This window comes from Streptomyces sp. HUAS 15-9 (genome assembly GCF_025642155.1).
GTDB lineage: Bacteria > Actinomycetota > Actinomycetes > Streptomycetales > Streptomycetaceae > Streptomyces.
This window is the reverse complement of record NZ_CP106798.1, coordinates 704,882-731,337: the sequence shown is the minus strand read 5'-3', so window position 1 is coordinate 731,337 and position 26,456 is coordinate 704,882. Positions and strand designations below refer to the sequence as shown.

At 71.5% G+C, this 26,456-nt stretch carries 25 protein-coding genes and 2 pseudogenes; 16 read left to right on the top strand and 11 right to left on the bottom strand.

The features are described 5' to 3' along the window. Positions 1 to 15 precede the first annotated feature (15 nt). On the top strand, positions 16 to 1,017 hold the full coding sequence (argF, locus tag N8I87_RS03265; RefSeq protein ID WP_263205222.1) for an ornithine carbamoyltransferase: 1,002 nt from the start codon (positions 16 to 18) through the stop codon (positions 1,015 to 1,017). 4 nt (positions 1,018 to 1,021) lie between these two features. After that, positions 1,022 to 1,945 (top strand): carbamate kinase, encoded by a 924-nt coding sequence (locus N8I87_RS03260; RefSeq protein ID WP_263205220.1) that lies wholly within the window; start codon positions 1,022 to 1,024, stop codon positions 1,943 to 1,945. 51 nt (positions 1,946 to 1,996) lie between these two features. Here N8I87_RS03260 and N8I87_RS03255 read toward each other — a convergent pair whose 3' ends face one another. The 3 genes from N8I87_RS03255 to N8I87_RS03245 form a co-directional block, all read right to left on the bottom strand. Then, a complete protein-coding gene (locus tag N8I87_RS03255; RefSeq protein ID WP_263205218.1) occupies positions 1,997 to 2,656 on the bottom strand; it encodes a universal stress protein in 660 nt (219 codons plus the stop codon). A 142-nt stretch (positions 2,657 to 2,798) separates the two neighbouring features. Continuing rightward, on the bottom strand, positions 2,799 to 4,100 hold the full coding sequence (locus N8I87_RS03250; protein WP_263205216.1) for a phosphoribosyltransferase: 1,302 nt from the start codon (positions 4,098 to 4,100) through the stop codon (positions 2,799 to 2,801). A 90-nt stretch (positions 4,101 to 4,190) separates the two neighbouring features. After that, on the bottom strand, positions 4,191 to 4,778 hold the full coding sequence (locus tag N8I87_RS03245) for an Rv1733c family protein (RefSeq protein WP_263205215.1): 588 nt from the start codon (positions 4,776 to 4,778) through the stop codon (positions 4,191 to 4,193). 229 nt (positions 4,779 to 5,007) lie between these two features. Here N8I87_RS03245 and N8I87_RS03240 point away from each other — a divergent pair, with 229 nt between their 5' ends. From N8I87_RS03240 to N8I87_RS03225, 4 genes are all read left to right on the top strand, one after another. Further along, positions 5,008 to 6,075, top strand: coding sequence for a zinc-dependent alcohol dehydrogenase family protein (locus tag N8I87_RS03240; protein WP_263205213.1), 1,068 nt, complete (start codon positions 5,008 to 5,010; stop codon positions 6,073 to 6,075). Between the two features lie 30 nt (positions 6,076 to 6,105). Continuing rightward, a complete protein-coding gene (locus N8I87_RS03235) occupies positions 6,106 to 6,780 on the top strand; it encodes a helix-turn-helix domain-containing protein (protein WP_263205211.1) in 675 nt (224 codons plus the stop codon). A gap of 226 nt (positions 6,781 to 7,006) precedes the next feature. After that, entirely contained in the window at positions 7,007 to 9,418 is a 2,412-nt protein-coding gene (locus N8I87_RS03230) for a glycoside hydrolase family 65 protein (protein WP_263205209.1), read from the top strand. Positions 9,419 to 9,501: 83 nt separating this feature from the next. After that, complete coding sequence (locus N8I87_RS03225) at positions 9,502 to 10,404, top strand: universal stress protein (protein WP_263216288.1); 903 nt, start codon at positions 9,502 to 9,504, stop codon at positions 10,402 to 10,404. 91 nt (positions 10,405 to 10,495) lie between these two features. On the opposite strand, the gene N8I87_RS03220 is transcribed toward N8I87_RS03225, so the two are convergent. Together N8I87_RS03220 and N8I87_RS03215 are read right to left on the bottom strand one after the other, a co-directional pair. After that, positions 10,496 to 10,762 carry a DUF1876 domain-containing protein gene (locus tag N8I87_RS03220; protein ID WP_263205208.1) on the bottom strand — a complete coding sequence of 89 codons (267 nt, stop codon included), beginning with the start codon at positions 10,760 to 10,762 and terminating at the stop codon, positions 10,496 to 10,498. 30 nt (positions 10,763 to 10,792) lie between these two features. Beyond that, positions 10,793 to 11,947 carry a CapA family protein gene (locus N8I87_RS03215; RefSeq protein ID WP_263205207.1) on the bottom strand — a complete coding sequence of 385 codons (1,155 nt, stop codon included), beginning with the start codon at positions 11,945 to 11,947 and terminating at the stop codon, positions 10,793 to 10,795. 37 nt (positions 11,948 to 11,984) lie between these two features. Between N8I87_RS03215 and polX the strand changes: the two genes are divergently transcribed. Continuing rightward, on the top strand, positions 11,985 to 13,784 hold the full coding sequence (polX, locus tag N8I87_RS03210) for a DNA polymerase/3'-5' exonuclease PolX (RefSeq protein ID WP_263205205.1): 1,800 nt from the start codon (positions 11,985 to 11,987) through the stop codon (positions 13,782 to 13,784). Next, positions 13,735 to 14,172 (top strand): hypothetical protein, encoded by a 438-nt coding sequence (locus N8I87_RS03205; protein ID WP_263205203.1) that lies wholly within the window; start codon positions 13,735 to 13,737, stop codon positions 14,170 to 14,172. Before polX ends, N8I87_RS03205 begins: the two co-directional genes overlap by 50 nt. A 40-nt stretch (positions 14,173 to 14,212) precedes the next feature. Here N8I87_RS03205 and N8I87_RS44710 read toward each other — a convergent pair. Both N8I87_RS44710 and N8I87_RS03195 read right to left on the bottom strand, forming a co-directional pair. Further along, a pseudogene (locus tag N8I87_RS44710) lies at positions 14,213 to 14,518 on the bottom strand (SCO2400 family protein); the annotation flags it as partial. Positions 14,519 to 14,739: 221 nt separating this feature from the next. Then, positions 14,740 to 14,996 (bottom strand): annotated as a pseudogene (locus tag N8I87_RS03195) (pectate lyase-like domain-containing protein); the annotation flags it as partial. Positions 14,997 to 15,073: 77 nt separating this feature from the next. On the opposite strand from N8I87_RS03195, the gene N8I87_RS03190 reads away from it, so the two are divergent. Then, positions 15,074 to 15,604, top strand: coding sequence for an MOSC domain-containing protein (locus N8I87_RS03190; protein WP_411577362.1), 531 nt, complete (start codon positions 15,074 to 15,076; stop codon positions 15,602 to 15,604). Positions 15,605 to 15,654: 50 nt separating this feature from the next. On the opposite strand, the gene N8I87_RS03185 is transcribed toward N8I87_RS03190, so the two are convergent. Beyond that, positions 15,655 to 16,002, bottom strand: a complete 348-nt coding sequence (locus N8I87_RS03185) for a DUF1330 domain-containing protein (protein WP_263205200.1) — start codon at positions 16,000 to 16,002, stop codon at positions 15,655 to 15,657. 133 nt (positions 16,003 to 16,135) lie between these two features. After that, on the bottom strand, positions 16,136 to 16,888 hold the full coding sequence (locus tag N8I87_RS03180; protein ID WP_263205199.1) for a class I SAM-dependent methyltransferase: 753 nt from the start codon (positions 16,886 to 16,888) through the stop codon (positions 16,136 to 16,138). A 333-nt stretch (positions 16,889 to 17,221) separates the two neighbouring features. On the opposite strand from N8I87_RS03180, the gene N8I87_RS03175 reads away from it, so the two are divergent. The 5 genes from N8I87_RS03175 to N8I87_RS03155 all read left to right on the top strand — a co-directional run bounded on the left by N8I87_RS03175 (position 17,222) and on the right by N8I87_RS03155 (position 21,881). Next, positions 17,222 to 18,307 (top strand): S-(hydroxymethyl)mycothiol dehydrogenase, encoded by a 1,086-nt coding sequence (locus N8I87_RS03175; RefSeq protein WP_263205198.1) that lies wholly within the window; start codon positions 17,222 to 17,224, stop codon positions 18,305 to 18,307. Then, positions 18,307 to 18,939, top strand: a complete 633-nt coding sequence (locus N8I87_RS03170; protein WP_263205197.1) for an MBL fold metallo-hydrolase — start codon at positions 18,307 to 18,309, stop codon at positions 18,937 to 18,939. The genes N8I87_RS03175 and N8I87_RS03170 overlap by 1 nt, the downstream gene beginning before the upstream one ends. Positions 18,940 to 19,133: 194 nt before the next feature. Then, the gene (locus N8I87_RS03165) at positions 19,134 to 19,496 is read left to right on the top strand and encodes a bifunctional 3-phenylpropionate/cinnamic acid dioxygenase ferredoxin subunit (RefSeq protein WP_263205196.1); all 363 of its coding nucleotides are present in this window, start codon (positions 19,134 to 19,136) and stop codon (positions 19,494 to 19,496) included. Beyond that, positions 19,493 to 20,656: an NAD(P)/FAD-dependent oxidoreductase gene (locus N8I87_RS03160; protein WP_263205195.1), complete on the top strand. Its 1,164-nt coding sequence runs from the start codon at positions 19,493 to 19,495 to the stop codon at positions 20,654 to 20,656. The genes N8I87_RS03165 and N8I87_RS03160 overlap by 4 nt, the downstream gene beginning before the upstream one ends. A gap of 91 nt (positions 20,657 to 20,747) precedes the next feature. Further along, positions 20,748 to 21,881 (top strand): aromatic ring-hydroxylating oxygenase subunit alpha, encoded by a 1,134-nt coding sequence (locus N8I87_RS03155; protein ID WP_263205193.1) that lies wholly within the window; start codon positions 20,748 to 20,750, stop codon positions 21,879 to 21,881. Between the two features lie 62 nt (positions 21,882 to 21,943). Here the strand turns inward: N8I87_RS03155 and N8I87_RS03150 are convergent, their stop codons facing one another. Then, positions 21,944 to 22,741 carry an IclR family transcriptional regulator gene (locus N8I87_RS03150; protein ID WP_263205192.1) on the bottom strand — a complete coding sequence of 266 codons (798 nt, stop codon included), beginning with the start codon at positions 22,739 to 22,741 and terminating at the stop codon, positions 21,944 to 21,946. 159 nt (positions 22,742 to 22,900) lie between these two features. On the opposite strand from N8I87_RS03150, the gene betA reads away from it, so the two are divergent. Then, positions 22,901 to 24,571: a choline dehydrogenase gene (gene betA, locus N8I87_RS03145; RefSeq protein ID WP_263205191.1), complete on the top strand. Its 1,671-nt coding sequence runs from the start codon at positions 22,901 to 22,903 to the stop codon at positions 24,569 to 24,571. 3 nt (positions 24,572 to 24,574) lie between these two features. Beyond that, positions 24,575 to 25,408: a methylenetetrahydrofolate reductase gene (locus N8I87_RS03140; RefSeq protein WP_263205190.1), complete on the top strand. Its 834-nt coding sequence runs from the start codon at positions 24,575 to 24,577 to the stop codon at positions 25,406 to 25,408. Positions 25,409 to 25,488: 80 nt separating this feature from the next. Here the strand turns inward: N8I87_RS03140 and purU are convergent, their stop codons facing one another. Beyond that, on the bottom strand, positions 25,489 to 26,361 hold the full coding sequence (gene purU / locus N8I87_RS03135; RefSeq protein WP_263205189.1) for a formyltetrahydrofolate deformylase: 873 nt from the start codon (positions 26,359 to 26,361) through the stop codon (positions 25,489 to 25,491). Positions 26,362 to 26,456: the final 95 nt, after the last annotated feature.

Genomic DNA, 26,456 nt, shown 5'->3' with positions numbered 1-26,456 from the left:
GCAAGGGGAACCACCATGACCGTCGATCTGCGAGGGCGCTCCTACCTGAGCGAACTCGACTTCACGTCCGCCGAGATCCACCACCTCCTCGATCTCGCGGCCGGCCTCAAGAGGGCCAGGCGCGCGGGCACCGAGCGGCCCCGGCTGACCGGCAGGCACCTCGCGCTGATCTTCGAGAAGACATCCACCCGCACCCGCTGCGCCTTCGAGGTCGCCGCCGCCGACCAGGGAGCCGCCACCACCTACCTCGGCCCCGGCGACACCCACATCGGCGCCAAGGAGTCCATCGCCGACACCGCCCGCGTCCTCGGCTGCATGTTCGACGCCATCGAGTACCGGGGCTCCGCCCAGTCGATCGTCACCGAACTGGCGGCCCGCTCCGGCGTCCCCGTCTACAACGGGCTGACCGACACGGCACACCCCACCCAGAGCCTGTGCGACGTGCTGACCATGCACGAGCACAGCCCCAAGCCGCTGCCGGACATCGCCTACTGCTACCTCGGCGACGCCCGCAACAACATGGGCAACTCCCTGCTGTCCATGGGCGCCCTGCTCGGCATGGACGTCCGCATCGCCGCTCCCCGGCAGCTGTGGCCCGACCCGGAACTGGTCACCACCTGCCGCACCGTGGCCGACCGCAGCGGCGCCCGCATCACCCTCACCGAGGACATCGAGACCGCCGTACGCGGTGCCGACTTCCTCCACACCGACGTCTGGGTCTCCATGGGCGAGCCCGCCGACACCTGGGGCGAGCGCATCGGGCTGCTGCTCCCGTACCAGGTCAACGCCAAGACGCTCGCCCTCACCGGGAACCCGGACGTAAAGTTCATGCACTGCCTCCCCTCGCTGCACGACCGCAGTACCCGCCTCGGCCGGGACCTGTTCGACACCCACGGACTGGACGGACTGGAGGTCACCGACGAGGTCTTCTCCTCTCCGGCGTCGATCGTCTTCGACCAGGCGGAGAACCGGCTGCACACCATCAAGGCCGTGCTCGTCGCCACCCTGGAGGACTGAAGCCATGCGCATCGTCGTCGCCCTCGGCGGCAACGCCCTGCTCCACCGCGGCGAACGCCCCGACGCCGCGGTCCAGCAGGCCAACATCGACCGGGTGGCCACCGCGCTGGCCGCCCTCGCCCATGAGCACGAGCTGGTCATCACCCACGGCAACGGTCCCCAGATCGGCCTGCTGGCCGTGGAGAGCGCCGCCGACCCCGACCTGAGCGCCCCCTACCCGCTGCATCTGCTCGGCGCCCAGACCCAGGGCATGATCGGCTCGCTGCTGGCCTGCACCCTGCACAACGCCCTGCCCGGCCACCGGATCGCCACCCTCGTCACCCACACCCTGGTAGGCGCCGACGATCCGGCCTTCGACCGGCCCACGAAGTTCGTCGGCCAGGTCTACCCCCGTGACCTGGCCCGGTCCCTCGCCCGCGAGCGGGGCTGGCACATCGCCGAGGACACGGGGGGCTGGCGGCGGGTCGTGCCCTCACCGGACCCCCGGCGCATCGTCGAGACCGAGACCATCCACGATCTGCTCGGCGGCGGTGCCCTCGTCATCTGCGCCGGCGGCGGCGGGATCCCCGTCACCGCCGACCCCGTCACGGGTGCGCTGACCGGCGTCGAAGCCGTCGTCGACAAGGATCTCTCGGCGGCCCTGCTCGCCGAGCACCTCAAGGCGGACTTCCTGCTCGTCCTCACCGACGTGCCGTACGTCTACGAGGGCTACGGCACCCCCGAGCAGCGGCCCCTGTCGGACGTGACCCCCCGCCAGCTGCGCCGCGGCGGCTTCCCCGAGGGCTCCATGGGACCCAAGGCGGAGGCAGTCGCCCGGTTCGTCGAGAACACCGGCGGACTGGCGGCGATCGGAGCGCTGGACGCGGCGTACGAGATCGCCCACGGCAGGTCGGGGACGCTGGTCCGACCGGATCTCATGGCCGACTGAACGAGCGGGCGCGCCGGCAGGTGCGCCCGACGCCCCCTGAGCGGTGTCGTCCTACGACGGTACGACGGCGACCGGGCACGTGGTGGCCCGCAGCAGGCTCCGTGTGGTGTCTCCCCACGCGGAGCCCCGCCTGTGTCCCACCACGACCAGGGCGGCGTGTGGCGAGTGATGGAGCAGGGCCTCGGACGGGGTGAACAGGACGACGTCCTGGAACACCTGTACGTCCGGGTACTTCGCGCGCCAGGGGCGCAGAGCGTCCGCCAGCAACTGGACCTCGTGGTCCTCCCAGGTGGCGCGGTCCTCCTCCGGTACGGCGAAGGGCAGCTCGGCGGCGCTCGGCGGCAGTGCCCAGGCGTGCACGGCGTGCAGCCGCAGACAGCGCAGCCGGGCGCTCTCGAAGGCGAAGTCGATCGCGGCGTCGGCGGGACGCCGGGCGTCGACGCCGAGCGTGATGCCGCCGGTGCGGTTCGAGCGGGCCGGAGCCTCCGGGACCAGGATCAGCGGGCAGGCCGGCGCCTCGGCACGGGCCGCCGTGTCCTCCGGGACGAGGCCCAGGCCCGTGACCGTCACCCTGGCCTCGCCCGGGTCCGGCGGCCAGGCGCGGACCACGCGCACCGGCAGATCGCGCAGTATCGCCTCGTCCTCCGCCCAGTCGGCCGCGGCCCGGCCGCCCGCCGCGGGATCGACACCGGCAAGGATCACTCGCTGCATGACCGTCCACCTCTCCGCCACGAGGGAGCGTGCCCCCCCCACGAGCCCTCCACCCTGACGCCTGCCGCCGTGCCGGTTCAGGGGCCGAACGGCCCCGGACCGTGGGCACTTGGGACCACGGTCCACCGCGAGCACAGGCGCGTCAGCCGGTTCCGTCCCCGGGCGCCAGATGGGTGGTGAACCAGTCGCGGGCCAGTCCGGCGACGACGGGCAGGGTGCCCGGCTCGGCGAACAGATGGCTCGCGCCGGGTACGACCGCCAGGCGGTGCTCGCACAGCATCCGGTCGGCGGCGAGCCGGTTCAGGCTGAGCACCTGGGTGTCGAGACTGCCGACGATGAGCAGCGTCGGTGCCCGCACCCGGGCCAGCGAGGCGGCGGAGGCCAGGTCGGGGCGGCCGCCGCGGGAGACGACCGCGCCGATGCCCAAGTCGTCGGCGGCGGCCTCCAATGCCGCGCCGGCACCCGTGCTGGCACCGAAGTAGCCCACGGGCAGGTCGGTCTCCCGGCGCAGCCAGAGCGCCGCGGATTGCAGCCGCCGGGCCAACAGGGCGATGTCGAACACGTTCTGCCGGTCGCGTTCCTCGTCCTCGGTGAGCAGGTCGAGCAGCAGCGTGCCCAGACCGGCCCGGTTGAGCACGGCGGCCACGTACCGGTTGCGCGGGCTGTGCCGGCCGCTGCCGCTGCCGTGCGCGAACGCCACCACGGCCCGGGCCGGTTCCGGCAGCACGAAGCGTGCGGCCAGCCGCACCCGCCCGGCCGGCACCTCGACCTCGCGGTTCGGCGGGGGCGCGTCGGGAGGGGCGGGGGAGCGGGGCGCGCTGTGCGCGAGGAGGTCGGTGACCTCGTCGTCTCCGGTCTGGTCGAAGACGCGGTACCAGGCGCCGACGGCGCCGAAGTACGCCGGGCTGTGCAGACACACGACCTCGTCGGCCACCGTACGCAGCAGGGGGAGCGCCCGTCCCGCTCCGACCGGGACGGCGAGCACGATCCGGGCCGCGTTTCTGCCCCGTACGACACGGCACGCGGCCTGCGCGGTGGCACCGGTGGCCAGTCCGTCGTCCACGACCACGACGGTCCGCCCGGCGAGCGGTACGGGATCGCGGCCGGCCCGGTACTCGCGTACCCGCCGCTCCAGTTCGACCCGCTCGTCCGCCTCCACGGCCGCCAGCTCGGCGGGCTCCAGCCCGGCGTCGCGGATCACGTCCTCGTTGAGCACCCGGACGTCCTGCTCACCGATCGCGCCGAAGCCCAGCTCCGGCTGCCACGGCACGCCCAGCTTGCGGACCACCAGTACGTCCAGCGGCGCGCCGAGCGCCTGCGCCACCTCGTACGCCACCGGGACTCCGCCCCGGGGCAGCCCGAGCACCACGACGTCCGCGCCGCGCAGATACTCCAGTCGCCGGGCCAGCCGGCGCCCGGCGTCCGTACGGTCGTCGAATCGCATACGGCACCTCCTCAGGCCCGCCACCGGCGGTGAACCGCCCCCTTCCATTGCAGCGCGCTCGGGCCGACTCGGCAGCAGCAGAGGGACGGGTCAGCCCGTCTTGTGCCCCCACTGCGGGCCGACCAGAGCCCACTCGCGGCCCCACTGGTCGATACGCCGCCGGTCGAGCCGCCACCGGACGACCGCCCCGGCACCGACGACCACGCCGGTCAGCGCCAGCGCGGCCCCGGCCCCCAGGAAACCGGCCTCGACGGACGCCTCCGTACGATCGATCGGCCGGTCGGTGAGCCGGCCCTGCCGGTCCTGCCAGATCGTGACCGAGGTTCCGGCCGCCAGATCGGTGCCCACCAGGGTCCGGCCGGTGCGGGTGGTGCCGTCGGGTGCGTTCCAGCGCACCTTGCCCCAGGCCTGGTCGTCCTTGCCCCACGCCGCCAGCGTGAGGGCGGGGGTGTCGGCGAGGAGCACGGCCCGGACGGAATGCCGCTCGGCGCGCTGCCGTGCGAACACCTCGTCCGCGGCATGGGCCGTCACCAGGCCGGCGACGGCGCCACCCAGCACGACGACCGTCCAGACGGCCAGTACGAGCCAGGCCTCGACGATGTCGTCGTGCCGTCGCAACGGGTTGCTCCGCCACCGCCACAGCCACCGCCGTCGCCGTGCGGACGTGCCTTCGCGCATCGCCGCCCACCCCCTCGTCGTCTTCGTGGTGCTCGCGACAGTTCCGAAGGTGACAGCAGGCGGTGCGCCGCGACATGGGCCGACAGGCGCCGCACAGGCACCTTCCGGCGGGCCCCGGGGGCCGGACGGCCCAAGCGGAACCCGTCAGGGCAGGGCAAGCTGGATCTACGGGGCAAAGAGGTGTTCCCTGCCCCCGCACCGTCCGACCGGAAGGGAGGGTGAGGGCGTCATGAAAGGCTTCGTCTTCCACGGCCCGGGACAGTCCGCCTGGGAGGAGGTCCCCGACCCCGCCATCAAGGAGCCCACCGACGCGATCGTGCAGATCGGCGAGGTCACCATCTGCGGGACGGACCTCCATATCCTCAAGGGCGACGTACCCGAGGTGCAGCCCGGCACCGTGCTGGGACACGAGGCCGTCGGTGAGATCGTCGAGGTCGGCAGCGACGTACGGACCGTACGGCCGGGAGACCGGGTCCTGGTGTCCTGCATCAGCGCCTGCGGCCGCTGCCGCTACTGCCGTGAGAGCTCCTACGGACAGTGCAGGGGCGGCGGAGGCTGGATCCTCGGGCACCTGATCGACGGCACCCAGGCCGAGTATGTGCGCGTCCCCTACGCCGACCTGTCCGTGCACGCGCTGCCCGCCTCTGTGGCGAGCAGGGACGCGGTGCTGCTCGCGGACATCTACCCGACCGCCTACGAGGTGGGCGTGCTCAACGGGCGCGTACGCCCGGGGGACACCGTCGCCGTCGTCGGGGCCGGCCCGATCGGACTCGCGGCGATCACCACGGCGGGCCTGTTCGCACCCGAACGGATCATCGCCGTGGACCTGGCACCGGCCAGGCTGGAGGCGGCCAGGCGGTTCGGCGCCGATGCCGTGGCCGACGTCCACGAGGCGCCCGGACAGCTGGTCGACGACCTCACCGACGGGCTCGGCGCGGACGTCGTCATCGAGGCGGTCGGCGTGCCGGAGAGCTTCGAGCTGTGCACCCGCATGGTGCGGCCGGGCGGGCACGTGGCCAACATCGGTGTGCACGGCAGGCCCGCGACCCTGCACCTCGAAGAACTGTGGATCAAGAACGTGACCATCACCACCGGGCTGGTCGACACGTTCTCCACCCCCACCCTGCTGCGGATGGCGGCCGCCGGACGGCTGCCGACCGAGCAGATGGTCACCCACATCTTCCCGCTCGACCGTATGGAGGAGGCGTACGAGGTCTTCGCCGGGGCCGCCGAGACCGGCGCGCTCAAGGTGGTACTCGGCGGGGAGCAGCACGAAGTGGCCGTGCGCACGGACTGAGGCGGGCCCGACGAGAGGATGTGACGGCTGATGGCCGAACGCACGAGGGCGAACGGGCCGGAAGGAGTGCCGGTCGGCGACCTGGGCCGCCGGCTCGCCGCCCGGCGCACCCAACTCGGCCTGACCCGCGCGGAGACGGCCGCGCGCGCGGACGTCGCCCCCAGCTACCTCAGCTACCTGGAGGAGCATCCCGGTGCCGCACCGGGCTGGGGCCTCCTGGTGCGGCTGGCCGAGGTGCTGGAGACCACGGTGTCCGAGCTCACCGGCGGCGAGACCGAGTTGCCTCCCGGTCCCGGACGCGCCGGGCGCGCACCCGAGTTCACCGAACTGGGACCGCGCGAGTGCGGGGAGCTGCTGTCGACGCACGGTGTGGGCCGGCTCGCGGTGTCCACGGAGTCGGGGCCCGTGATCGTGCCCGTCAACTACAGTGTCGTCGACGGGGCGGTCGTCTTCAGGACCGGCGCCGGTACGACGCCGTCGCTGGCGGCGGGCCACCAGGTCGCCTTCGAAGTCGACCGCATCGACGACGCGTTCAGCCAAGGCTGGAGCGTGCTCGTGCGCGGACCGGCGCGCACGGTGACGGACCCGGACGAGCGGAGCCGGCTCGATGCGGAGGCCTACAGCACACCGTGGACGGGCGGCCCGCGCGACCTGTGGGTGCGTATCGCCCCCGACACGGTCACGGGCCGCAGGATCAGGGTCTGAGCCGGGTCCTGCTCCGCTTCGGCGGAGTGCACGGGCGGAGCGACACCGCGGGGGATCGGTGCCGCTCCTGTCTCCACTGTCTCGTGGACCGCGCCCCCACGACAGGTGCCAACCGGACGCTTTGCGGGCGCGGAATTCCCGCCGCGCGCCGCCGCGCCGAACCCGTCGTACCCGACCTCGAAGTCGCAGCCGACCTCGCACGACAAGCCGAAGGGGGACTGCCGGTGTGACGCGCTGGACCTGGGAGTACGACGGCTACGAGCCCGCGGACGAGCGTCTCAGGGAGTCGCTGTGCGCACTGGGCAACGGCTATGTCGCCACGCGCGGGGCGCTGCCCGAGTGCGCCGCGGGCGACGTGCACTATCCGGGCACTTATGTGGCCGGCTGCTACAACCGGCTCACCTCGGACGTGGCGGGACGCCGCGTCGAGAACGAGGACATGGTCAACCTCCCGAACTGGCTGCCGCTGCGCTTTCGCCCCACCGGGCCGCAGTGGACCACCGAACGGGAGTGGCTGACGCCGGACACCGCCGAGGTGCTCGACCACCGGATGGTCCTCCACCTGGACTCGGGCCTGCTGGAACGCCTGACCCGCTACGGCCTCGGCGACGGGCGGGCCCTGCGCGTGCGGCAGTTGCGCCTCGTCCACATGGCCGACCCGCACCTGGCGGCCCTGCGCACCGAGTTCACCGCCGAGGGCTTCACCGGTGAGCTGGAGGTCGAGGCCGCGCTGGACGGCGGCGTCACCAACGCCGGGGTGGCGCGCTACCGGGACCTGGACGGCAGTCATCTGACCCATGTGCACACCGGCACGGCCGCGCCCGACACGGTGTGGCTGCGCTGCCGTACCCGCACCTCGGACATCCGGATCGGCATGGCCGCCCGCCTCACCGCAGGCGCACCGGTGTCGGACCGGCACGAACCCCCGCGCGCCGTCCAGCGGCTGACCCTGCCGCTGACCGCGGGCCGCACCGTCATCGTCGACAAGACCGTCGCCCTGCACACCTCGCGCGACCCTGCGATCAGCGACCCGCTGCGCGCCGCCGTCGACCGGGTGGGCGCCGCGCCCGGATTCGACGACCTGCTCGAGTCCCATCTCAGGGCCTGGGACCAGCTGTGGCGCAGGGCCGAGCTCGACGTCCCCGGGGAGGCCGGACACATCCTGCGGCTGCACCTCTTCCATGTGCTCCAGACCATCTCCCCGCACACGGCCGACCTGGACGTCGGGGTGCCGGCCCGGGGGCTCAACGGCGAGGCCTACCGCGGCCATGTCTTCTGGGACGAGCTGTTCGTCCTGCCGTACCTCAACCTGCACTTCCCCGAGGTCTCCCGCGCCCTGCTCCGCTACCGCCACCGGCGCCTGGACCAGGCCCGTTCCGCGGCCCGCGCGGTGGGCCGGCGTGGCGCGCTGTACCCGTGGCAGAGCGGCAGCGACGGGCGTGAGGAGACACAGGCCCTGCATCTCAACCCCCGCTCGGGGCGCTGGCTGCCCGACCACTCCCGGCTCCAGCGGCACGTCGGCTCGGCGGTGGCGTACAACGTCTGGCAGTACTGCGAGGCGAGCGGCGACGCCGAGTTCCGGCACACCAAGGGCGCCGAGATGCTGCTGCAGATCGCGCGCTTCTGGGCCGACTCGGCCATCTACGACGAGCGCCTCGGACGGCACCGGATCCGGGGCGTGATGGGCCCCGACGAGTATCACGACGCCTACCCCGACAGGCCGGAGCCCGGTCTCGACGACAACGCGTACACGAACGTCACCGCCGCCTGGGTGCTCGCCCGCACCCTGGACCTGCTGCACACGCTGCCCGAGCCGCGCCGCCTCGAACTCGTCGAGCGCACCGGCCTCGACGACGCCGAGCTCCACCAGTGGCAGGAGGTGTCCCGCACCCTCCACGTTCCCTTCCACGAAGGCGTCATCAGTCAGTTCGACGGCTACGGCGACCTCGCCGAACTCGACTGGGACGGGTACCGCGAGCGCTATGGCGACATTCGGCGCCTGGACCGGATCCTGGAGGCGGAGGGCGACACGGTCAACCGCTACCGGGCGTCCAAACAGGCCGACGTCCTGATGCTCGGCTACCTCTTCTCACCGGCCGAACTCCGGTCCCTCTTCGACCGGTTGGGCTATCGGCTGGACGAGGAGACCTGGCAGCGCACCGTCGACCACTATCTCTGCCGCACCAGCCATGGATCGACCCTCAGCGGTCTGGTGCACGGCTGGGTCCTGGCGCGGGCCCGACGGGCCGAGGCATGGGCGTACTGCCAGGAGGCCCTGCGCGGCGACATCGCCGATCTGCAGGGCGGCACCACCGGTGAGGGCATCCACCTGGGCGCCATGGCGGGCACCCTGGATCTGGTCCAGCGCGGACTGACCGGCCTCGAGACCCGCGACGGGGCGCTGTGGCTCGACCCCGTGCCGCTGCCCGAACTCTCGTCGTACGGATTCGTCCTCCGCTTCCACGGGCACTGGGGCGTACGACTGCGGCTGGGACGCGGCCAGTTGGAGGTCACCGTGCCGTCGTCCGACCGGGCCCCGATCGACCTCCGGCTGCCCGGCCGCTCGGTCCGGTTGCAGCCGGGGGAGACATGCTGGCTGCCGACAGAGCCCGGACGTGGGCCGGTTGGTCCCCGGTGAGGTCCTGCCAGCCCCTCCCGGTCCGGCGCCGGCCGCAGGACGCTGGCAATCGGGAAGCAGGCCCAACACCTGGAGGTGGCATGATGCTTCCGCCCGTCGTCGTCGGAGTGGACGGATCCGCCGAGAGCCTTGCCGCAGCGGAATGGGCGGCCCGCGAGGCCGCACGCCGCGAGCGGCCACTGCGTCTGGTCCATGCCTGGAACCCGCCGCCGAGCACGAAGGAGGACGGCACGGCCGCCGCCGGCCGCCGCTACCTCGCCCAGCGCACACTGCGTCAGGCGGAGGACGCAGTGCGTGCCGCGTGCCCCGAGATCCGGCTGCACGACGAGCTGGTCGAGGGCCCGCCGGTCGAGGCGCTGCTGGAGGGGGCCGAGGGGGCCGAACTGCTGGTGCTGGGGTCGCGGGGGCTGAGCGGCTTCACCGGGTTCTTGGTGGGTTCGGTCGCCCTGGGCGTGGTGGCACGGGCGACCCGGCCGGTGGTGCTGGTACGGGCCGGTGAGGAGACCGCCGACGAGCACCTGCCCGCCCCCGACGGCAGCGCCTCGAGCACGACCGGCTACCGGGACGTGGTGCTGGGCGTCGATCTGAGCGAGCCGTGCGACGAGGTCATCGAGTTCGCCTTCGAGGCGGCCCGGCTGCGGCGGGCCCGGCTGCGGGCGGTGCACGCCTGGCAGCCGCCGGGGCCGCTGGGCCTGGGCGAGGGCGACATCGGGCTGATCGACGATCCCCGGCGGGCCGAGGAGTGGCTGGGCTTCCTCAAAGCGGTGCTGCAGGTGTGGCGCGACAAGTATCCCGAGGTGGAGGTCCTGGAGACGGTGGTCGAGGACAAGCCCGCGAACGCGCTGCTGCGCGCCGCGACCGGGGCGAGCCTCCTGGTCGTGGGACACCATCTCACCCAGCGGCGGATCGGCCCGCGCACCGGGCCCACCACCCACTCCGCCATCCACCACATCTACTGCCCCGTGGCCGTCGTGCCCCACGCGTGACGGCCGCCGGGCTCTCGTCCGCGGCGACCGGTCGCGGATCCCGCACGGCCGACAGCGCCGGGCGGGACCCGCGACGGGACCGAATGCCCGCTCACGCCTCGACGGGACCGGCCAGCTGGACGATGTCGTCGGCGGCCACGTCGTGCAGCCGGATGGCGAGGTCCTCCAGCGCGCGGCTGGCGGCCAGTTCGTCCCCTATCTCCGGCACCGGCCGGTCGACCGGATTCCGCCGCGCCACACCCCGGCCGGTGACGGTCGACGTGTCGCGGGTGGACAGCACGGCACGCGCCTGCGTGTCGTCGCCTTCCTCGGTGATGTAGATCTGCACGGTCCACTGCTTCGCTTCCACCGTGATCACCTCCGTGCGCCGATCCCCCCGTCGTTGCCCCTACTCCTCAGGCTGCGCCCCGCCGGGCCGCCGGTCCAGAGCGGACCGGCCCGGGAGTTCCAGCGTCAGCGCCCCGTCGGCCGCCACGGCGACGGACACACCCTTGCTGACCCGCTCCAGCGCCTCGCGCAGCCAGTCCCGGTCCTCGGCACAGGCGTGCTCCAGCCGCATCCGCCGGGCCCGCAGCGGCACCATGCGCAGGCCGGTGAGGCGGCCGGTGGCCGCCTCGACCGAGACCAGGAACGCCAGCCGGAGGTCGTCGCGGTACGCCTCGTACCCCGTGATGCCTTCGTAGTCGTCGATGAAGTCGCCGCAGCCGTGCAGCACGAGCCGCTCGTGGTACACCTCGACGGGGCGCGGATGGTGCGAGGAGTGACCGTGGATCACGTCCACACCGCCGTCGATCAGGGCGTGCGCGAAGCGGACCTGCCGCTCGGGGACGCGGTAGCCCCAGTTCGAGCCCCAGTGCACGGAGACGACGACGATGTCCCCCGGGCGCCTGACCCGGCGTACCTGCTCCACGACCCCGTCGGCCTCGGCCCGGGTGAGCGCGGGGACGAACGCGACGCCCGAGCGGTCCGGGCCCGCCGCCCAGTCGGAGGGGATGCCGCTGCACGACGCGCCGAGCGCGAACACCAGCACGCGCCCGCCGCGGCCCACGGGGACCGCCACGGGGGCGCGCGCCTCCCGCGCGTCCCGTCCGGCGCCCGCCGTACGCAGCCCCGCGCGGGAGAGGGTGTCCAGGGTCTCGGCCAGCCCCGCCCGCCCGAAGTCCAGCACGTGGTTGTTGGCCAGGACGCAGACATCGGGCCGGGCCACCAGCAGCGCGGGCACGTTCGCCGGGCTCATGCGGTAGTGGACCCCCTTGCCCGGAGCGAACGCGTCGCTACGGGTGACGGACGTCTCCAGGTTGACGATCCGGACGTCCGGGGACTCCTCCTCCAGCACCCCGAGCGCCTCGCCCCACGGCCAGGCGGGGATGACGGGGGCGGGGATCGGGCCGTTCACTGCCTCCGCGCTCCGGACATAGCCGAGGGCGTCGCCGACGTATCCCTCCTGCAGGGCAGGATCGCCCGGGTGCGGAAGGATCTGGTCCACTCCGCGCCCCAGCATCACGTCGCCGCACAGGAACAGCGTCACCGTGCCGCCGTTCATGTCTCCACGGTAGGACGACCGTGCCTACCCTGGAGGTGTGGCCCGGTCCAATGATGAGGTCGCCGCGCTGCTCCAGGAGTACGCCGATCTGATCTCGATCACCGGAGGAGACGCGTTCAAGGCACGCGTCTACGAGAAGGCTGCCCGCGCGATCGGCGGCCACCACGCCGACGTCCGCACCCTCGACGTCAAGGGCCTGAAGGAGATACCCGGCGTCGGCAAGTCGATCGCCGAGAAGGTCGTCGAGTACTTCCGCACCGGCAACATCTCCGCCGTGGCGGACCTGCGGGCGCGGATCCCGGCCGGGGTGCGGCAGTTGACCGCCATACCCACCCTGGGACCGAGGAAGGCGCTCCTGCTCTACGAGGAACTGGGGATCTCGTCGGTCGACGAGCTCACCGAGGCCATTCACGACGAGCGGCTGCGCGATCTCAAGGGCTTCGGACCGAGAACGGAGGAGAACATCCTCCACGGCATAGAGCTGCTGCACTCCACCGGCGACCGTGTCCTGCTCGACGTCGCCATGGACCTCGCCGAGGAGATCACCGGCGCGCTGTCCGGAGTGAGAGGCTGCCGGCGCTGCGCCTACGCCGGCTCACTGCGCCGTGTCCGCGAGACGATCGGCGACATCGACATCCTCGCCACGGCCGAGGACTCGGCGCCGCTCATGCGGGCCTTCACCGAGCTGCCGTACGTCACCGAGGTCATCGCGCACGGCCGGACCAAGACGTCGATCCGCACCACCAAGGGCCTCTCCGTCGATCTGCGCGTCGTCCCGCCGGACTCCTGGGGAGCCGCGCTGCAGTACTTCACCGGCTCCAAGGCGCACAACATCCGTACCCGGGAACTGGCCGTGCACCAGGGCCTGAAGCTGTCCGAGTACGGGCTCTTCGACGCCGAGAGCGGAGAGAAGATCGTCTCCGAGAGCGAGGAGGACGTCTACGCCCGGCTCGGCCTGCCCTGGATCCCGCCGACGCTGCGTGAGGACCGCGGGGAGATCGAGGCCGGGCTGCGCGGCGAACTGCCCGACCTGGTGAGCGAGGCGGACATCCGGGGCGACCTGCACACCCACACCGACCTCACCGACGGGCTCGCCCCGCTGGAGGAGATGGTCGCGGCGGCCGCCGAGCGCGGCTACGCCTACTACGCGATCACCGATCACGGACCGAACCTGTACATGCAGCGCATGACCGACGAGCGGATGCTGGCGCAGCGCGAGCGCGTACGGGAGCTCGACGGGTACGGCGCGCGGGGGCGGCGGGGCGGGATGTGGCTGCTGCACGGCGTGGAACTGAACATCGACCCCGACGGCGGGGTGGACTGGCCAAAGGAGTTCCTGGCCGGCTTCGATCTGTGCGTGGCCTCGGTGCACTCGCACTTCAACCAGGGCCGCGAGGCGATGACCCGTCGACTCGTACGGGCCTGTGAGAACCCCTGCGTCAACATCATCGGCCACCCCACCACCCGTATCGTCGGCAAACGGCCGGGCGTCGACGCCGACCTCGACGAGATCTTCGCCGCCTGTGCGCGCACCGGCACCGCCCTGGAGATCAACGCCCACCCCCACCGGCTCGACCTGAGGGACGAGGACGTCCTGCGGGCCCGGCGGTACGGGGTGAAGTTCGCCGTGGACAGCGACGCCCACGCCGCCCTCCACCTGGCGAACATGCGCTACGGGGTGGGCACGGCCCAGCGCGGCTGGCTCACCAAGGACGACGTGATCAACACCTGGCCCCGGGCACGGCTCAAGCGCTTCCTGCGCAAGAAGGAGGCGTCCTGGTCAGCCGATGCACACCACGAGGAGGCACAGCTCGGAGGGCGACGTCGCCGCCGGTGAGGGGCTCGTCTGCGAGGTGCCCGAGCCGCTGCCGCCGGTCTTCGTGGGCGTCGGCGTGGACGGCTGCCGATCGGTCGTGCCGGTGTCGCCGCTGGTCGCCGCGCCGGTGGCCGGAGAAGCGGCCTGCGCCTTCGGAGCCGATGTCGTCGTCGGCCGGGGCGTCATGGCGGACTCCGGGCGCGTGATGGCCGGTGAGGTGGGGTCCGGAGCGGCGGCGGACTGCTGGCGCGGGGCGTTGGCGGTGAGCGGCTGGGCGGGGGGTGCGGACCGATGCCTGCCGGGCGGCGGCGTCGACGCCGGGCGGGTCTGTTCCACGGACGGTTCCCCGGCGGAACCGGTCGGGGTGTTCTCCGGTGCCGTGGCCGCCTGCGCCCGGTCGGCGGAGTGACGGTCCAGGAGGCGACGGTCAGGCCGCCGCCGACGATCGCGACGGCCGTGGCGACGGCGGCGCGGCGCTTGTTCTTCTTCCACCGGGCCAGCTGGCGGCGCCGCGCGGCCCGGCCCTGCGGCGCGGGGGGTGCCTCCTCGGCCGCGATCTCTTGCGCAGGGGCCGCGACGGGTGCCGTGTCACCGGGCCCGAAGTCCGGCAGGCCGTCGGAGGCGGCCGGGTTCTCCCACGACGGCACGGCGGGGCGCACGGCCGAGGGCGGGGCTATGTCCGGCGCATAGGCGCCGCATCCGGGACACACCAGGGCGCCGTTGAGATGCCGACGACACGAGGAGCAGTAGTCCATCTGCGGTCTTCCTGGGTTGGCTGCGCCGTCGGCCCGCTCGGCCGCGACCTGGTCGTGTTCGCACGTGGGAATCGATCGATCAGCAACGCTAGCGAGGCCTTCGCGGGGCTGTGTGCAGTCTGTGTGACACTCCTGCGCAGATGTGACCCGGGGCGCGTGAGTGCCGTGTGGGGCCGGGACGTCCTGTCCCGGCCCCGTCCGGTTCACGGGTCGGCTCTGGCCTCGACGAGGGTCGGCGAGTTGGTCGTGCCCGCGTCGAACAGCAGGCCCGCGATCTTCACACCGTCGACAACGGCGACCGTCACGCGGTGACCCCGTGGTCGGGGACGAAGGTGGCGAGACCGAGGCCCAGGACGACGGTGTCGGGGCGGGTCACCTTCAGGGTCTGGTCCAGGTGGTAGACGCCCGGGGTGACCAGGAGGTTCGGGCCCGCCGCCAGGGCCGCGTTGATCTGTGCGGCGATCGCGCCGGGCTTGACAGGCAGTTGGTCGCGACAGCTGGTTAGGATCTTGAAAGTCGACACTTCGAAGAGGGGGTCCGGAGTTGAACGGAATCGTGGCGGCGGTCAGCAGTAACGGTGAGTACTCGTTCACGAAGCCGAACCGCGCGAGCATCACCCTGCTCGCCGGGCTCGGTGTGGAAGGAGATGTGCACTCAGGGGTGACCGTCAAGCACCGCTCACGCGTCGCGGTCGATCCCACACAGCCTAATCTGCGCCAGGTCCATCTCATCCACGAGGAACTCTTCGACGAGGTGGGTGAGGCGGGCTTCCAGGTGGCGGCCGGTCAGCTGGGTGAGAACGTCACCACCCGTGGCATCGACCTGTTGAGCCTGCCGGTGGGCACGCTGCTGTGCATCGGTGAGGAGGCGGTGGTCGAGGTGACCGGTCTGCGCAACCCGTGCGTGCAGATCGACAACTTCCAGCAGGGGCTGCTGAAGCAGGTCGTCGGCCGCGACGACGCCGGCAACGTCGTGCGCAAGGCCGGGATCATGAGCGTCGTGAAGCAGGGTGGCGTGGTGCGCCCGGGCGACACGATCGAGGCGAAGCTGCCGGACGAACCGCATCGGCCGCTGGACCGCGTCTGACCCACGGGCGGGGGGGGGCGGGGCCCGGCCCCCGCCCCCGGATCCGTCGGCTACTCGACAGTCATCGCCTCACGCATCGCCTTGGCGGTGCCTGCCGGGTCGTAGTCCTCGGGGACGCCTGGGACGAGAACGATGTCGCCCTCGATGTGGCGGGAGCGCAGCGGTGCGATCTCCTGGTACGCGGGTGAGTCCCACCACGCCCGCGCCTCGGCCATGCCGGGGAAGGCGATCACCACCACATGCCCCGGCCAGCTGCCCTCCTTCACCTCGTGCTGCGAGGCGTGCACGAGGAAGCGGCCGCCGTACGGCTCGAAGGTCGCGGGGATCCGCTCGATGTACTCGGCGATCTCCGGGTGCGGGGCGGCTTCCTGCAGGTGGGCTATCGCGTAGGCGGGCATGGTGTCCTTCCCGTTGGTCGGTCGGTCGGGCTCCGTACGCCGAAGATCGTGTCATGGCGTGGCCGCTTGAGCGATGACCTCGCGGGTAATCGCCACCGTCCCCCTGCCGAATCGCCGGCGCACGCTCCATCCATCAGTCCGCGCCCGTGCCGGGCTGCGCGTCGCGGCGGAACAGGGCCGTCCAGAGGAAGGGTTCGCCGAAGCGGGGGGAGTCGGAGGGTTCGTCGCGCATGCGGCGCAACTCGATGGCCGTCAGGTCGGAGAAGATCCAGCGCAGGGACTCCGGCGTGTAGGCGAGGCCGCCCTGAAGGCTGGAGCGGCGGTACAGCTCGGTGTCGGGCAGTTCGGACCCCATGGCACCGGCCGCGAAGCAGGTGAGGGCGAACAGGCCGCCGGGTGCGAGGAGCCGGTCCAGGAGGGCGAGGTAGCTGATACGGCGGTGCGGCGGCAGGTGGTGGAAGCAGCCGGAGTCGTAGATCAGGTCGTACGGGCCGTCTGGCGCGGCGCCCGTCGACGCGAACGCGTCGCCGCAGTGGAACCGGACGTCGGCACCCGTCTCGTGGGCACGGTCGCGGGCCCAGGCGATGGCCGCCGGGGAGAGATCGACCGCGTCCACCGCGAAACCCAGTGAGGCGAGATGCAGCGCGTTGCGGCCCGGGCCGCACCCCAGGTCCAGGGCGCGGCCCGGACTGATCAGGCCGCGGTCCAGGTACGAGACCAGGTTCTCGTCCGGCTTCGTCACGAAGAACGGCACCGGCTTGCTCCGGTCCGCGTAGAAGCCGTCCCACCAGGAGGCCGCCCGGGCGGTCCAGCGGTCGGCGTCCGACGCGAACAGGCCGTCCAGGAGCCTGAGTACGTCCTCCACGGTGCGGATGTCCCGGTCCATTCGATCCCCTTTCCGATACCGGGATCGTAGGCCCCGGCACTACAAATACCCAGATCAGAGGGCTTGTTGGGCCCCGTGACCGCTCGCGTGACGCTCGGTGGAGGGCGTGGGGGCGGGTGCGGGGCCGACGCCTTCGGGGCCGCCCGTGAAAGCCGTCCGTGACCCCGCCGGGGCCCGGCACGGGGCCGTTCCGGGCCGCGCTGGGGCCTCCGTTTTCGAGAGGCGTATCCCGATCCTTGACCGGCGCACGGTGCTCCAGGATGCTGTGTTGCGACACGTGAGATGTGTGCCGTAATGAGCAACATCTCGACTCGTATTAGCCGAGGAGTGGCCATGACCCACCAGGTTCGTGCCGTTGTCGCGCGGGGCAAGGGCGCCCCTGTCAGCCTGGAGACGATCGTCGTGCCCGACCCCGGACCCGGGGAGGTGCTGGTCAAGGTCGAGGCATGCGGCGTCTGCCACACCGATCTGCACTACCGCGAGGGCGGCATCAACGACGACTTCCCCTTTCTTCTGGGGCACGAGGCGGCCGGTGTGGTGGAGTCCGTGGGCGAAGGGGTCACGGAGGTGGCGCCCGGGGACTTCGTGATCCTGAACTGGCGAGCGGTGTGCGGCCAGTGCCGGGCCTGTCTGCGCGGCCGACCCTGGTACTGCTTCGACACGCACAACGCCCAGCAGAAGATGACCCTGACCGACGGCACGGAGCTCTCGCCCGCCCTGGGCATCGGGGCCTTCGCCGAGAAGACCCTGGTGGCGGCCGGGCAGTGCACCAAGGTGGACCGGGCGGCGTCCGCTGCCGCCGCCGGGCTGCTGGGGTGCGGGGTGATGGCGGGCATCGGTGCCGCGATCAACACCGGCGACGTCGGACGTGGCGACAGCGTGGCCGTCATCGGGTGCGGAGGCGTCGGGGACGCCGCCATCGCCGGGGCGCGGCTCGCCGGGGCGGCCAGGATCATCGCGGTCGACATCGACGACCGGAAGCTGGAGACCGCCCGGAAGCTGGGCGCGACCCACACGGTCAACTCCAAGGAGACCGATCCGGTCGAGGCGATCCGGGAGCTGACCGGCGGCTTCGGCGCGGACGTGGTGATCGAGGCGGTGGGGCGGCCGGAGACGTACCGGCAGGCCTTCTACGCCCGCGATCTGGCCGGTACGGTCGTGCTCGTCGGGGTGCCCACCCCTCAGATGAAGCTGGAACTGCCGCTGCTGGACGTCTTCGGCCGCGGCGGGTCGCTGAAGTCGTCCTGGTACGGCGACTGTCTGCCCTCCCGGGACTTCCCGATGCTCATCGACCTGTATCTGCAGGGCCGTCTCGACCTCGACGCGTTCGTGACGGAGACCATCGCCCTGGACGAGGTCGAGAAGGCCTTCGAGCGTATGCACCACGGTGACGTCCTGCGCTCGGTGGTGGTGTTCTGATGGCCGCCGCGCGCATCGAACACCTCGTCACCTCGGGGACGTTCACCCTGGACGGCGGCACCTGGGACGTCGACAACAACGTGTGGATCGTGGGCGACGACAGCGAGGCGGTCGTCATCGACGCCGCCCATGACGCGGAGGCCATCCTCCAGGCCCTCGACGGGCGGGCGCTGCGCGCGATCCTGTGCACCCACGCCCACAACGACCACATCGACGCCGCACCCGAACTGGCCGCCCGCACCGGCGCCCCGATCCTGCTGCACGCCGACGATCTGCCGCTGTGGAAGCAGACCCACCCCGAGCGGGCGCCGGACGGTGAACTGACCGACGGGCAGACCGTCAAGGTCGCGGGGACGCGGCTGACCGTGCTGCACACCCCCGGTCACGCCCCGGGAGCCGTCTGTCTGTACGCGCCCGACCTCACGGCGCTCTTCAGCGGCGACACGCTCTTCGCGGGCGGGCCGGGGGCGACGGGGCGGTCGTACAGCGACTTTCCCACCATCGTCGGCTCGATCAGGGAGCGTCTTCTCGTGCTGCCGCACGAGACCGTCGTACATACGGGCCATGGGGACACCACCACCGTCGGCGCCGAGGCACCGCACCTCCAGGAGTGGATCGACCGCGGCTTCTGACCGCCGTCGAACCCCCTTTGCGGCGCCTGTTCCGCCTGTTCGGCCTTGTTGTCGTGGGTGCTTCGGCATGCCCGGAAACAAGCCCTCGCAACCGCCTCGACCCGGCCCCTGAACGCCTTGACAAGGGTTCAGCACGGCCCGCAGACTGGCGTTGCGCTAATCGCAATCCGTTTCGCTATACGCACCGAGGTGTCATGATGATTCCCGCGTGCCGACTCGCGGATCTGCCGCGAGGCGAGGCCCACCGGCTCGACATCGACCCGCCGGTCTCGGTGTTCCACACCGATGACGGCGAGCTCTTCGCCATCGACGACACCTGCACCCACCAGGACGCCTCGCTCGCCGACGGCTGGCTGGAGGGCTGCGAGGTGGAATGCCCGCTGCACGCCTCGAAGTTCGACCTGAGGACCGGTGCCGTCGACGCCCCGCCGGCCAAGCTCCCGGTCCGCACCCACGAGGTCGTCGTCGAGGACGGCATGATCTATGTGCGGGTGTCCACCCGGGCTCCCAACCTGCCGCCCTGCGTCGCCTCCCGCCTGGCCAAAGGCCCCGCGTGAGGACCGTCGCCGTGGTGGGCGCCTCGCTGGCCGGTCTGTCGGCCGCGCGCTCGCTGCGCAAGCGGGGGTACGACGGACGGCTCGTCCTCATCGGTGACGAGCCGCACCGCCCGTACGACAGGCCGCCCCTGTCCAAGGAGTTCCTGACCGGCGCGGTCGGCGAAGCGGATCTGGCGCTGGAGCGTGACGACGAGGACCTGGCGGCGGAGTGGGTGCTCGGCACCCGCGCCACCGGGCTGGAGCGCACCGAGCGGGCGATCCGGCTGGCCGACGGCAGCCGGATGCGGGCCGACGGCGTGGTCCTCGCGACCGGCGCCGCCGCGCGCACGCTCCCCGGTTCCGAAGGCCTCGCGGGCGTGCACGTCCTGCGCACCCTGGACGACGCCCGCGCCCTGCGCGACGAACTGGCCCGGGGCGGACGCCTGGTGGTGATCGGCGGCGGCTTCATCGGCGCCGAGGTCGCCTCCACCGCGTACGCGCTCGGACTCGACGTCACGGTCGTCGAGGCGGCGCCGACACCGCTGGCCGGGCCGCTCGGCGAGGTCATGGGCGGCATCGTCTCCGCCCTCCACGCCGACCACGGCGTACGGCTGCTGTGCGGTGTGGGGGTCAAGGGCCTGAGCGGGGAGCGGCGCGTGGACGCCGTCCTGCTCGAGGACGGCCGCGGCGTGCCCGCCGACACGGTCGTCGTCGGGGTGGGGGCGCGCCCCTGCGTCGACTGGCTGGAGGGATCCGGCGTCGAACTCGACAACGGAGTGAAGTGCGGCGCCGACGGCCGCACCAGCCTGGCCGGTGTGGTCGCCGTGGGCGACTGCGCCAACTGGTACGACCCGTACACCGGCACCCACCGTCGCGTCGAGCACTGGACCGGCGCGCTGGAACGCCCCGATGCCGCCGTGGCCACGCTGCTCGCGTACGGCGCGACGGAACCGGGCGTGCCCCGGCCGCCGTACTTCTGGTCCGACCAGTACGGCGTGAAGATCCAGTTCGTCGGCCACGCGGCCGGCGCCGACAGCGTCACGGTCGAGGACGGCGCCACCGACGACCGCAGTTTCCTGGCCGTCTACCGGCGCGCCGGCCGGCCGGTCGCCGTACTCGGGATGAACCAGCCCCGGCTGTTCACCCGCTGGCGCAAGCAGCTCACCGCCGCCGCGCCCTGACCACACACCACGCCCGATACCCGACGCCGTCCGAAGTCGCGCTTCCCGGCGGGTGAATGACCGATCCACGACGTTTCCCGAGGAGTGCAGCGTGACCTCGACAAACCTGCCGGACAGCCTGATCGCCACCCTCCCCGGCTCCTCCTACACCGATCCGGGCATCTTCGCCCAGGAGCAGGAGCGCATCTTCGAGACGATGTGGTTCTGCGTCGCCCGAGCCTCCGATCTGCCCAAGCCCGGCGCGTTCCGCACCGTCGACGTGGGCCGTGAGAGCATCCTCGTCACCCGGGCGCGTGACCACTCGGTCCGCGCCTACTTCAATGTGTGCCGGCACCGCGGGGCCAAGCTCCGCACCGAGGAGAGCGGCGAGGTCAGGCGCGCCTTCCAGTGCCCGTACCACGCCTGGACCTACGACCTCGACGGCAGGCTGGTCGCGGCCCCCAACCTCACCAAGATGCCCGACGTCGGCCGCAGCGAGTACGGCCTGGTGGGCGTGGCCGTCCGCGAATGGCTCGGTTATGTCTGGGTCTGTCTGGCGGAGAACCCGCCCTCCTTCGAGGAAGACGTCCTCGGCGACGTCGTCACCCGCCTCGGGGACGTGGAGTCGATCGAGCACTACGACATCGACAACCTCGCGCTGGGCAAGCGGATCGTCTACGACGTCGAGGCGAACTGGAAGCTCATCATCGAGAACTTCATGGAGTGCTACCACTGCGCCACGATCCACCCCGAACTGACCGAGGTGCTTCCGGAGTTCGCCGACGGCTACGCCGCCCAGTACTACGTGGGCCACGGCGCGGAGTTCGGTGCGGAGGTCCAGGGCTTCACGGTCGACGGCTCCGAGGGTCTGGACCGCATCCCCGGTGTGTCGCAGGACCAGGACCGCCGCTACTACGCGATCACCATCAAGCCGCAGGTCTTCATCAACCTGGTGCCCGACCATGTGATCTTCCACCGGATGTACCCGGTGGCCGTCGACCGCACGATCGTCGAGTGCGACTGGCTCTATCTGCCCGGTGTGGTGGAGAGCGGCAAGGACGTCAGCCGCTCCGTGGAGCTCTTCGACCGGGTCAACCGCCAGGACTTCGACGCCTGCGAGCGCACCCAGCCCGGCATGAGCTCACGGCTGTACGCCAAGGGCGGTGTCCTCGTGCCCAGCGAGCATCACATCGGCGCCTTCCACGACTGGGTGCACGAGCGCCTCGGCACGCGCCGGCCGAAGTGACGCGAGGGCGTGGGCCCGCGGCCTGCGCTCCGGCCCCCAGGTCCGGAGCAGCTGCGGGCCGCTCAGCCCAGGTAGCCCATCCGGTGGCTGATCTCCTCCGCGCCCTTGAGCAGCGCCGGAGCGAGCTCGCGCATGCGCTCCTCGGTGAACCGGTAGGCGGGCCCGGAGGCGCTGATCGCGGCGATCACCTCGCCGTCCCGGTCACGCACCGGCGCGGCCATGGCGTGCAGCCCGATCTCCAGTTCCTCCAGCGTGGTGGCGTAGCCCCGCTCCCGGGCCTCGGCGAGGTTCTTCTCGAGCTTGGCCTTGGCCGTCAGGGTGTGGGGCGTGATCTTCTTCAGGCCGGACTCCGACAGCAGCGCGGCGCGCTCCTGGGCCGGCAGATGGGCGAGCAGGATCTTGCCGCTGGACGTGGCGTGCAGCGGGGTCAGTTCGCCGACCCAATTGTGCGCGGCGACGGCGGCCGGGCCGCGTACCTGGTAGAGGTTGATCGCGTAGTGCTCCTGCATGACGGCGATGTTCACCGTCTCGCCGATCTCCTCGGCGAGCCGCTCGCAGACCGGGCGGCCCTGCTGCGTGATGTCGAGGCGACCCGTGACGGCACCGGCCAGGCGTACGATGCCGAAGCCGAGCCGGTACTTGCCGCGCTCGGCCGCCTGCTCGACCAGACCGCGCGCCTCCAGGGCGCCGAGCAGCCGGAACGCGGTGGACTTGTGAACATCGATCTCGGCGGCCACTTCACTGACGCCCGCCTCGCCGCGCTGGGCAAGGATCTCGAGGACGCTGATGGCACGGTCGACGGACTGCACCCCGCCGGGCGGCGAACCGTTTGTTTCGGTATCTGGACTGTGGTTGCTCATAGCGAAACTATACGCGCAGTAAACAACAGTCATGCAAGTAACCGTGAGGAAATATCGGCGTATGCATGTTGCGTTGTTCGCAACATAGTGCGTATAGCGAAGCTGTATTAGCATGCCTCGCGTATCGAAAGCGCGAGCAAGCGAGCGAGACGAGGCACCATGGCTCCCCTGCACTACGACTTCGTCATCGTCGGCGGTGGATCGGCCGGCAGCGCACTGGCCAACCGGCTCTCGGCCGACCCGGCGAACCGGGTGCTGGTCCTGGAGGCCGGCCGGCCGGACTACCCCTGGGACGTGTTCATCCACATGCCCGCGGCGCTGACCTACCCCATCGGCAGCCGCTTCTACGACTGGAAGTACGAGTCCGAGCCCGAACCCCACATGGGCGGCCGGCGCGTCTACCACGCCCGCGGCAAGGTGCTGGGCGGCTCCAGCAGCATCAACGGCATGATCTTCCAGCGCGGCAACCCCATGGACTACGAGCGCTGGGCCGCCGACCCCGGCATGGAGACCTGGGACTACGCCCACTGTCTGCCGTACTTCCGGCGCATGGAGAACTGTCTCGCGGCCGACCCCGACGACGAGTTCCGCGGCCACGACGGCCCTCTCGTTCTGGAGCGCGGCCCCGCCGCCGGCCCTCTCTTCGGCGCGTTCCTCAAGGCCACCGAGGAGGCGGGCTACGCGCCCACGGACGACGTCAACGGCTATCGCCAGGAAGGTTTCGCGAAGTTCGACCGGAATGTCCACCGCGGACGGCGTCTCTCGGCCTCCAAGGCGTACCTCAAGCCGGTCCGCAAGCGGCCCAACCTCACCGTGAAGACCCGCGCCTTCGTCGACCGCGTCCTCTTCGAGGGCAAGCGCGCCGTCGGCGTCGAGTACCGGCGCGGACGCGGCGCGCCGCAGCAGGTGCGGGCCCGTGAGGTCATCCTGTGCGGCGGCGCCATCAACTCCCCGCAGCTGCTCCAGCTCTCCGGCGTCGGCAACGCCGCCGAACTGTCCGACCTCGGCATCGACGTCGTACACGATCTGCCGGGTGTCGGAGAGAACCTGCAGGACCACCTGGAGGTGTACGTCCAGTACGGCTGCAAGCAGCCCGTGTCCATGCAGCCGTACATGGCGAAGTGGCGCGCCCCCTTCATCGGGCTCCAGTGGTTGTTCCGCAAGGGCCCGGCGGCCACCAACCACTTCGAGGCCGGCGGCTTCGCCCGCAGCAACGAGGACGTGGACTACCCCAACCTGATGTTCCACTTCCTGCCCGTCGCGGTCCGCTACGACGGCTCCTCGCCGGCCGGCGGCCATGGCTATCAGGTGCACGTCGGGCCCATGTACTCCGACGCCATCGGCTCCGTGAAGATCAAGAGCAAGGACCCGCGCGAGCACCCGGCGCTGCGCTTCAACTACCTCTCCACCGAGCAGGACCGCCGGGAGTGGGTCGAGGCGATCCGCGTGGCCCGCCGGATCCTCGACCAGCCCGCACTCGCCCCGTACAACGCCGGCGAGGTCTCACCGGGTCCCTCGGTCGAGACGGACGAGGAGATCCTCGCCTGGGTCGCCAAGGAGGGCGAGACCGCCCTGCACCCCTCGTGCACCTGCAAGATGGGCACCGACGAGATGTCCGTGGTCGACCCGCTGACCATGCGGGTGCACGGCCTGGACGGACTGCGGGTCGTCGACGCCTCGGTCATGCCCTACGTCACCAACGGCAACATCTACGCGCCGGTGATGATGATCGCGGAGAAGGCGGCCGACCTGATCCTCGGCAAGGAGCCGGCGGCGCCCTCCAAGGCCGCGTACTACCGTCACCGTGACGTCCGGCAGCAGGCCCGGTAGGTCTTGGGCGCCGAGGCCCTGCGGACGCTGCTGGGCCGTGTCCGCTACGAGGTGCTGCCGGCGAGGGCGACCGAGGAGAAGGTCCTGGCCCATGTCCCGCGCGACGTCGTCGTCACCGTCACGGCGTCGCCGGTCAAGGGTCTGGAGCCGACGCTCGGCCTCACCGAGCGGCTCACGGCGCACGGTTACCGGGTCGTCCCGCACGTGCCCGCGCGACTGCTGCGGGACGACACGCATCTGAAGGACGTCGTCGAGCGGCTTCTCGCGGCGGGCGTCGACGACGTCTTCGTCCCCGCGGGCGACGCCGAGCGGCCGGCCGGGGTGTACGACGGGGCGCTGCCCGTGCTGCGCAGACTGAGCGAACTGGGCAGCCCCTTCGGGCGGCTGGGGATCACCGGATACCCGCAGAGCCATCCGCTCATCCACGACGACATCACCATCCAGGCGATGTGGGACAAGCGCGCGCACGCGACGTACATCGTCAGCAACCTGTGCTTCGATCCGCGGGTGCTGGGTGACTGGATCGCCCGGATACGGCGCCGCGATGTCACGCTGCCCGTGCATGTGGGTGTCGCCGGGCCCGTGCAGCGCGCGAAGCTGCTGTCCATGGCGACGAAGATCGGGGTGGGGGAGTCCACGCGTTTCCTGACCAGGCACGCGTCGTGGTTCCTGCGGTTCGCGACGCCGGGAGGCTATGTGCCCGAGCGGTTCCTGGAACGCGGCGCGGACGCGCTGACCGCGCCCTCGGCGGGCGTGGCCGGCCTCCACGTCTTCACGTTCAACCAGGTGGCGGAGACGGAGAGGTGGCGCCGGGCCCTGCTCGACCGGCTGGGCTGAGCGCCGCACCCGTACACGAACACCCGGGCGGGGCTGGAATCCGGTGATTCCAGCCCCGCCCGGTCTGCGCGCGCCGCCGCTCAGCGGAAGACCACGGTGCGGTTCCCGTCGACCATCACGCGGCTCTCCGTGTGCCACTTCACCGCGTGGGCCAGGACCTGTGCCTCCACGTCGCGGCCGACCGTGACCAGGTCGTCCGGGTCGAGGGAGTGGTCCACCCGGACCACGTCCTGCTCGATGATCTGGCCCTCGTCCAGTTCCGGCGTCACATAGTGCGCGGTCGCGCCGACCAGCTTCACCCCTCGCTCGTACGCCTGCTGGTAGGGCTTCGCGCCCTTGAAGCTCGGCAGGAACGAGTGATGGATGTTGATGGCGTGGCCCTCCAGCTCCTTGCACAGGTCGTCGGAGAGGACCTGCATGTAGCGGGCCAGGACCACGAGGTCGATGTTCAGCTCCCGCACCAGCTCCAGCAGGCGTGCCTCCGCCTCGGGCTTGCTCTGTCGGGTCACCGGGATGTGGTGGAAGGGGATGCCGTAGGTCTTCGCCAGCGACTCGAAGTCACGGTGGTTGGAGACGATCCCCGGGATCTCGATGTTGAGGGCGCCGGTGCGGCAGCGGAAGAGCAGGTCGTTCAGGCAGTGTCCGAACCGGGACACCATGATGAGCGTCCGCGTCGGCGTCGCGGCGTCCCGGAGGGTCCAGGAGATCCCGTAGGCCTCGGCGACGGGGCCGAACCGGTAACGCAGCTGTTCCAGGCCGGTGTCCGGATCGGACACGTCGAAGTGGACCCGCATGAAGAAGCGGCCCTGGACCCGGTCGTCGAACTGCTGGCTCTCCAGGATGTTTCCCGAGTTCCTGACGAGGTAGCCGCTCACTGCGTGGACCAGTCCGGCCCGGTCCGGACAGGAGAGGGTGAGGACGTACTCACGGCCGGATTGCGGTCTAGGGGACATACGCAGGCCTCCGTTGATGCGTAATACACAACTTGGTGAGCGATACGCAACATAGTTCAACCTGGGACTGTTGGCGGTCAAGAGAGGGACATTCG

Excerpts from the sequence above, each read along its gene's own strand:
- N8I87_RS03180 (WP_263205199.1), bottom strand. The coding sequence starts at position 16,888 with ATGGACCGGGACATCCGCACCGTGGAGGACGTACTCAGGCTCCTGGAC.
- argF (WP_263205222.1), top strand. The coding sequence starts at position 16 with ATGACCGTCGATCTGCGAGGGCGCTCCTACCTGAGCGAACTCGACTTC.
- N8I87_RS03185 (WP_263205200.1), bottom strand. The coding sequence starts at position 16,002 with ATGCCCGCCTACGCGATAGCCCACCTGCAGGAAGCCGCCCCGCACCCG.
- N8I87_RS03150 (WP_263205192.1), bottom strand. The coding sequence starts at position 22,741 with ATGAGCAACCACAGTCCAGATACCGAAACAAACGGTTCGCCGCCCGGC.
- N8I87_RS03165 (WP_263205196.1), top strand. The coding sequence starts at position 19,134 with ATGATGATTCCCGCGTGCCGACTCGCGGATCTGCCGCGAGGCGAGGCC.
- betA (WP_263205191.1), top strand. The coding sequence starts at position 22,901 with ATGGCTCCCCTGCACTACGACTTCGTCATCGTCGGCGGTGGATCGGCC.
- N8I87_RS03250 (WP_263205216.1), bottom strand. The coding sequence starts at position 4,100 with ATGCGATTCGACGACCGTACGGACGCCGGGCGCCGGCTGGCCCGGCGA.
- N8I87_RS03205 (WP_263205203.1), top strand. The coding sequence starts at position 13,735 with ATGCACACCACGAGGAGGCACAGCTCGGAGGGCGACGTCGCCGCCGGT.
- purU (WP_263205189.1), bottom strand. The coding sequence starts at position 26,361 with ATGTCCCCTAGACCGCAATCCGGCCGTGAGTACGTCCTCACCCTCTCC.
- N8I87_RS03260 (WP_263205220.1), top strand. The coding sequence starts at position 1,022 with ATGCGCATCGTCGTCGCCCTCGGCGGCAACGCCCTGCTCCACCGCGGC.
- N8I87_RS03245 (WP_263205215.1), bottom strand. The coding sequence starts at position 4,778 with ATGCGCGAAGGCACGTCCGCACGGCGACGGCGGTGGCTGTGGCGGTGG.
- N8I87_RS03175 (WP_263205198.1), top strand. The coding sequence starts at position 17,222 with ATGACCCACCAGGTTCGTGCCGTTGTCGCGCGGGGCAAGGGCGCCCCT.
- N8I87_RS03170 (WP_263205197.1), top strand. The coding sequence starts at position 18,307 with ATGGCCGCCGCGCGCATCGAACACCTCGTCACCTCGGGGACGTTCACC.
- N8I87_RS03235 (WP_263205211.1), top strand. The coding sequence starts at position 6,106 with ATGGCCGAACGCACGAGGGCGAACGGGCCGGAAGGAGTGCCGGTCGGC.
- N8I87_RS03255 (WP_263205218.1), bottom strand. The coding sequence starts at position 2,656 with ATGCAGCGAGTGATCCTTGCCGGTGTCGATCCCGCGGCGGGCGGCCGG.
- N8I87_RS03215 (WP_263205207.1), bottom strand. The coding sequence starts at position 11,947 with ATGAACGGCGGCACGGTGACGCTGTTCCTGTGCGGCGACGTGATGCTG.
- N8I87_RS03225 (WP_263216288.1), top strand. The coding sequence starts at position 9,502 with ATGCTTCCGCCCGTCGTCGTCGGAGTGGACGGATCCGCCGAGAGCCTT.
- N8I87_RS03240 (WP_263205213.1), top strand. The coding sequence starts at position 5,008 with ATGAAAGGCTTCGTCTTCCACGGCCCGGGACAGTCCGCCTGGGAGGAG.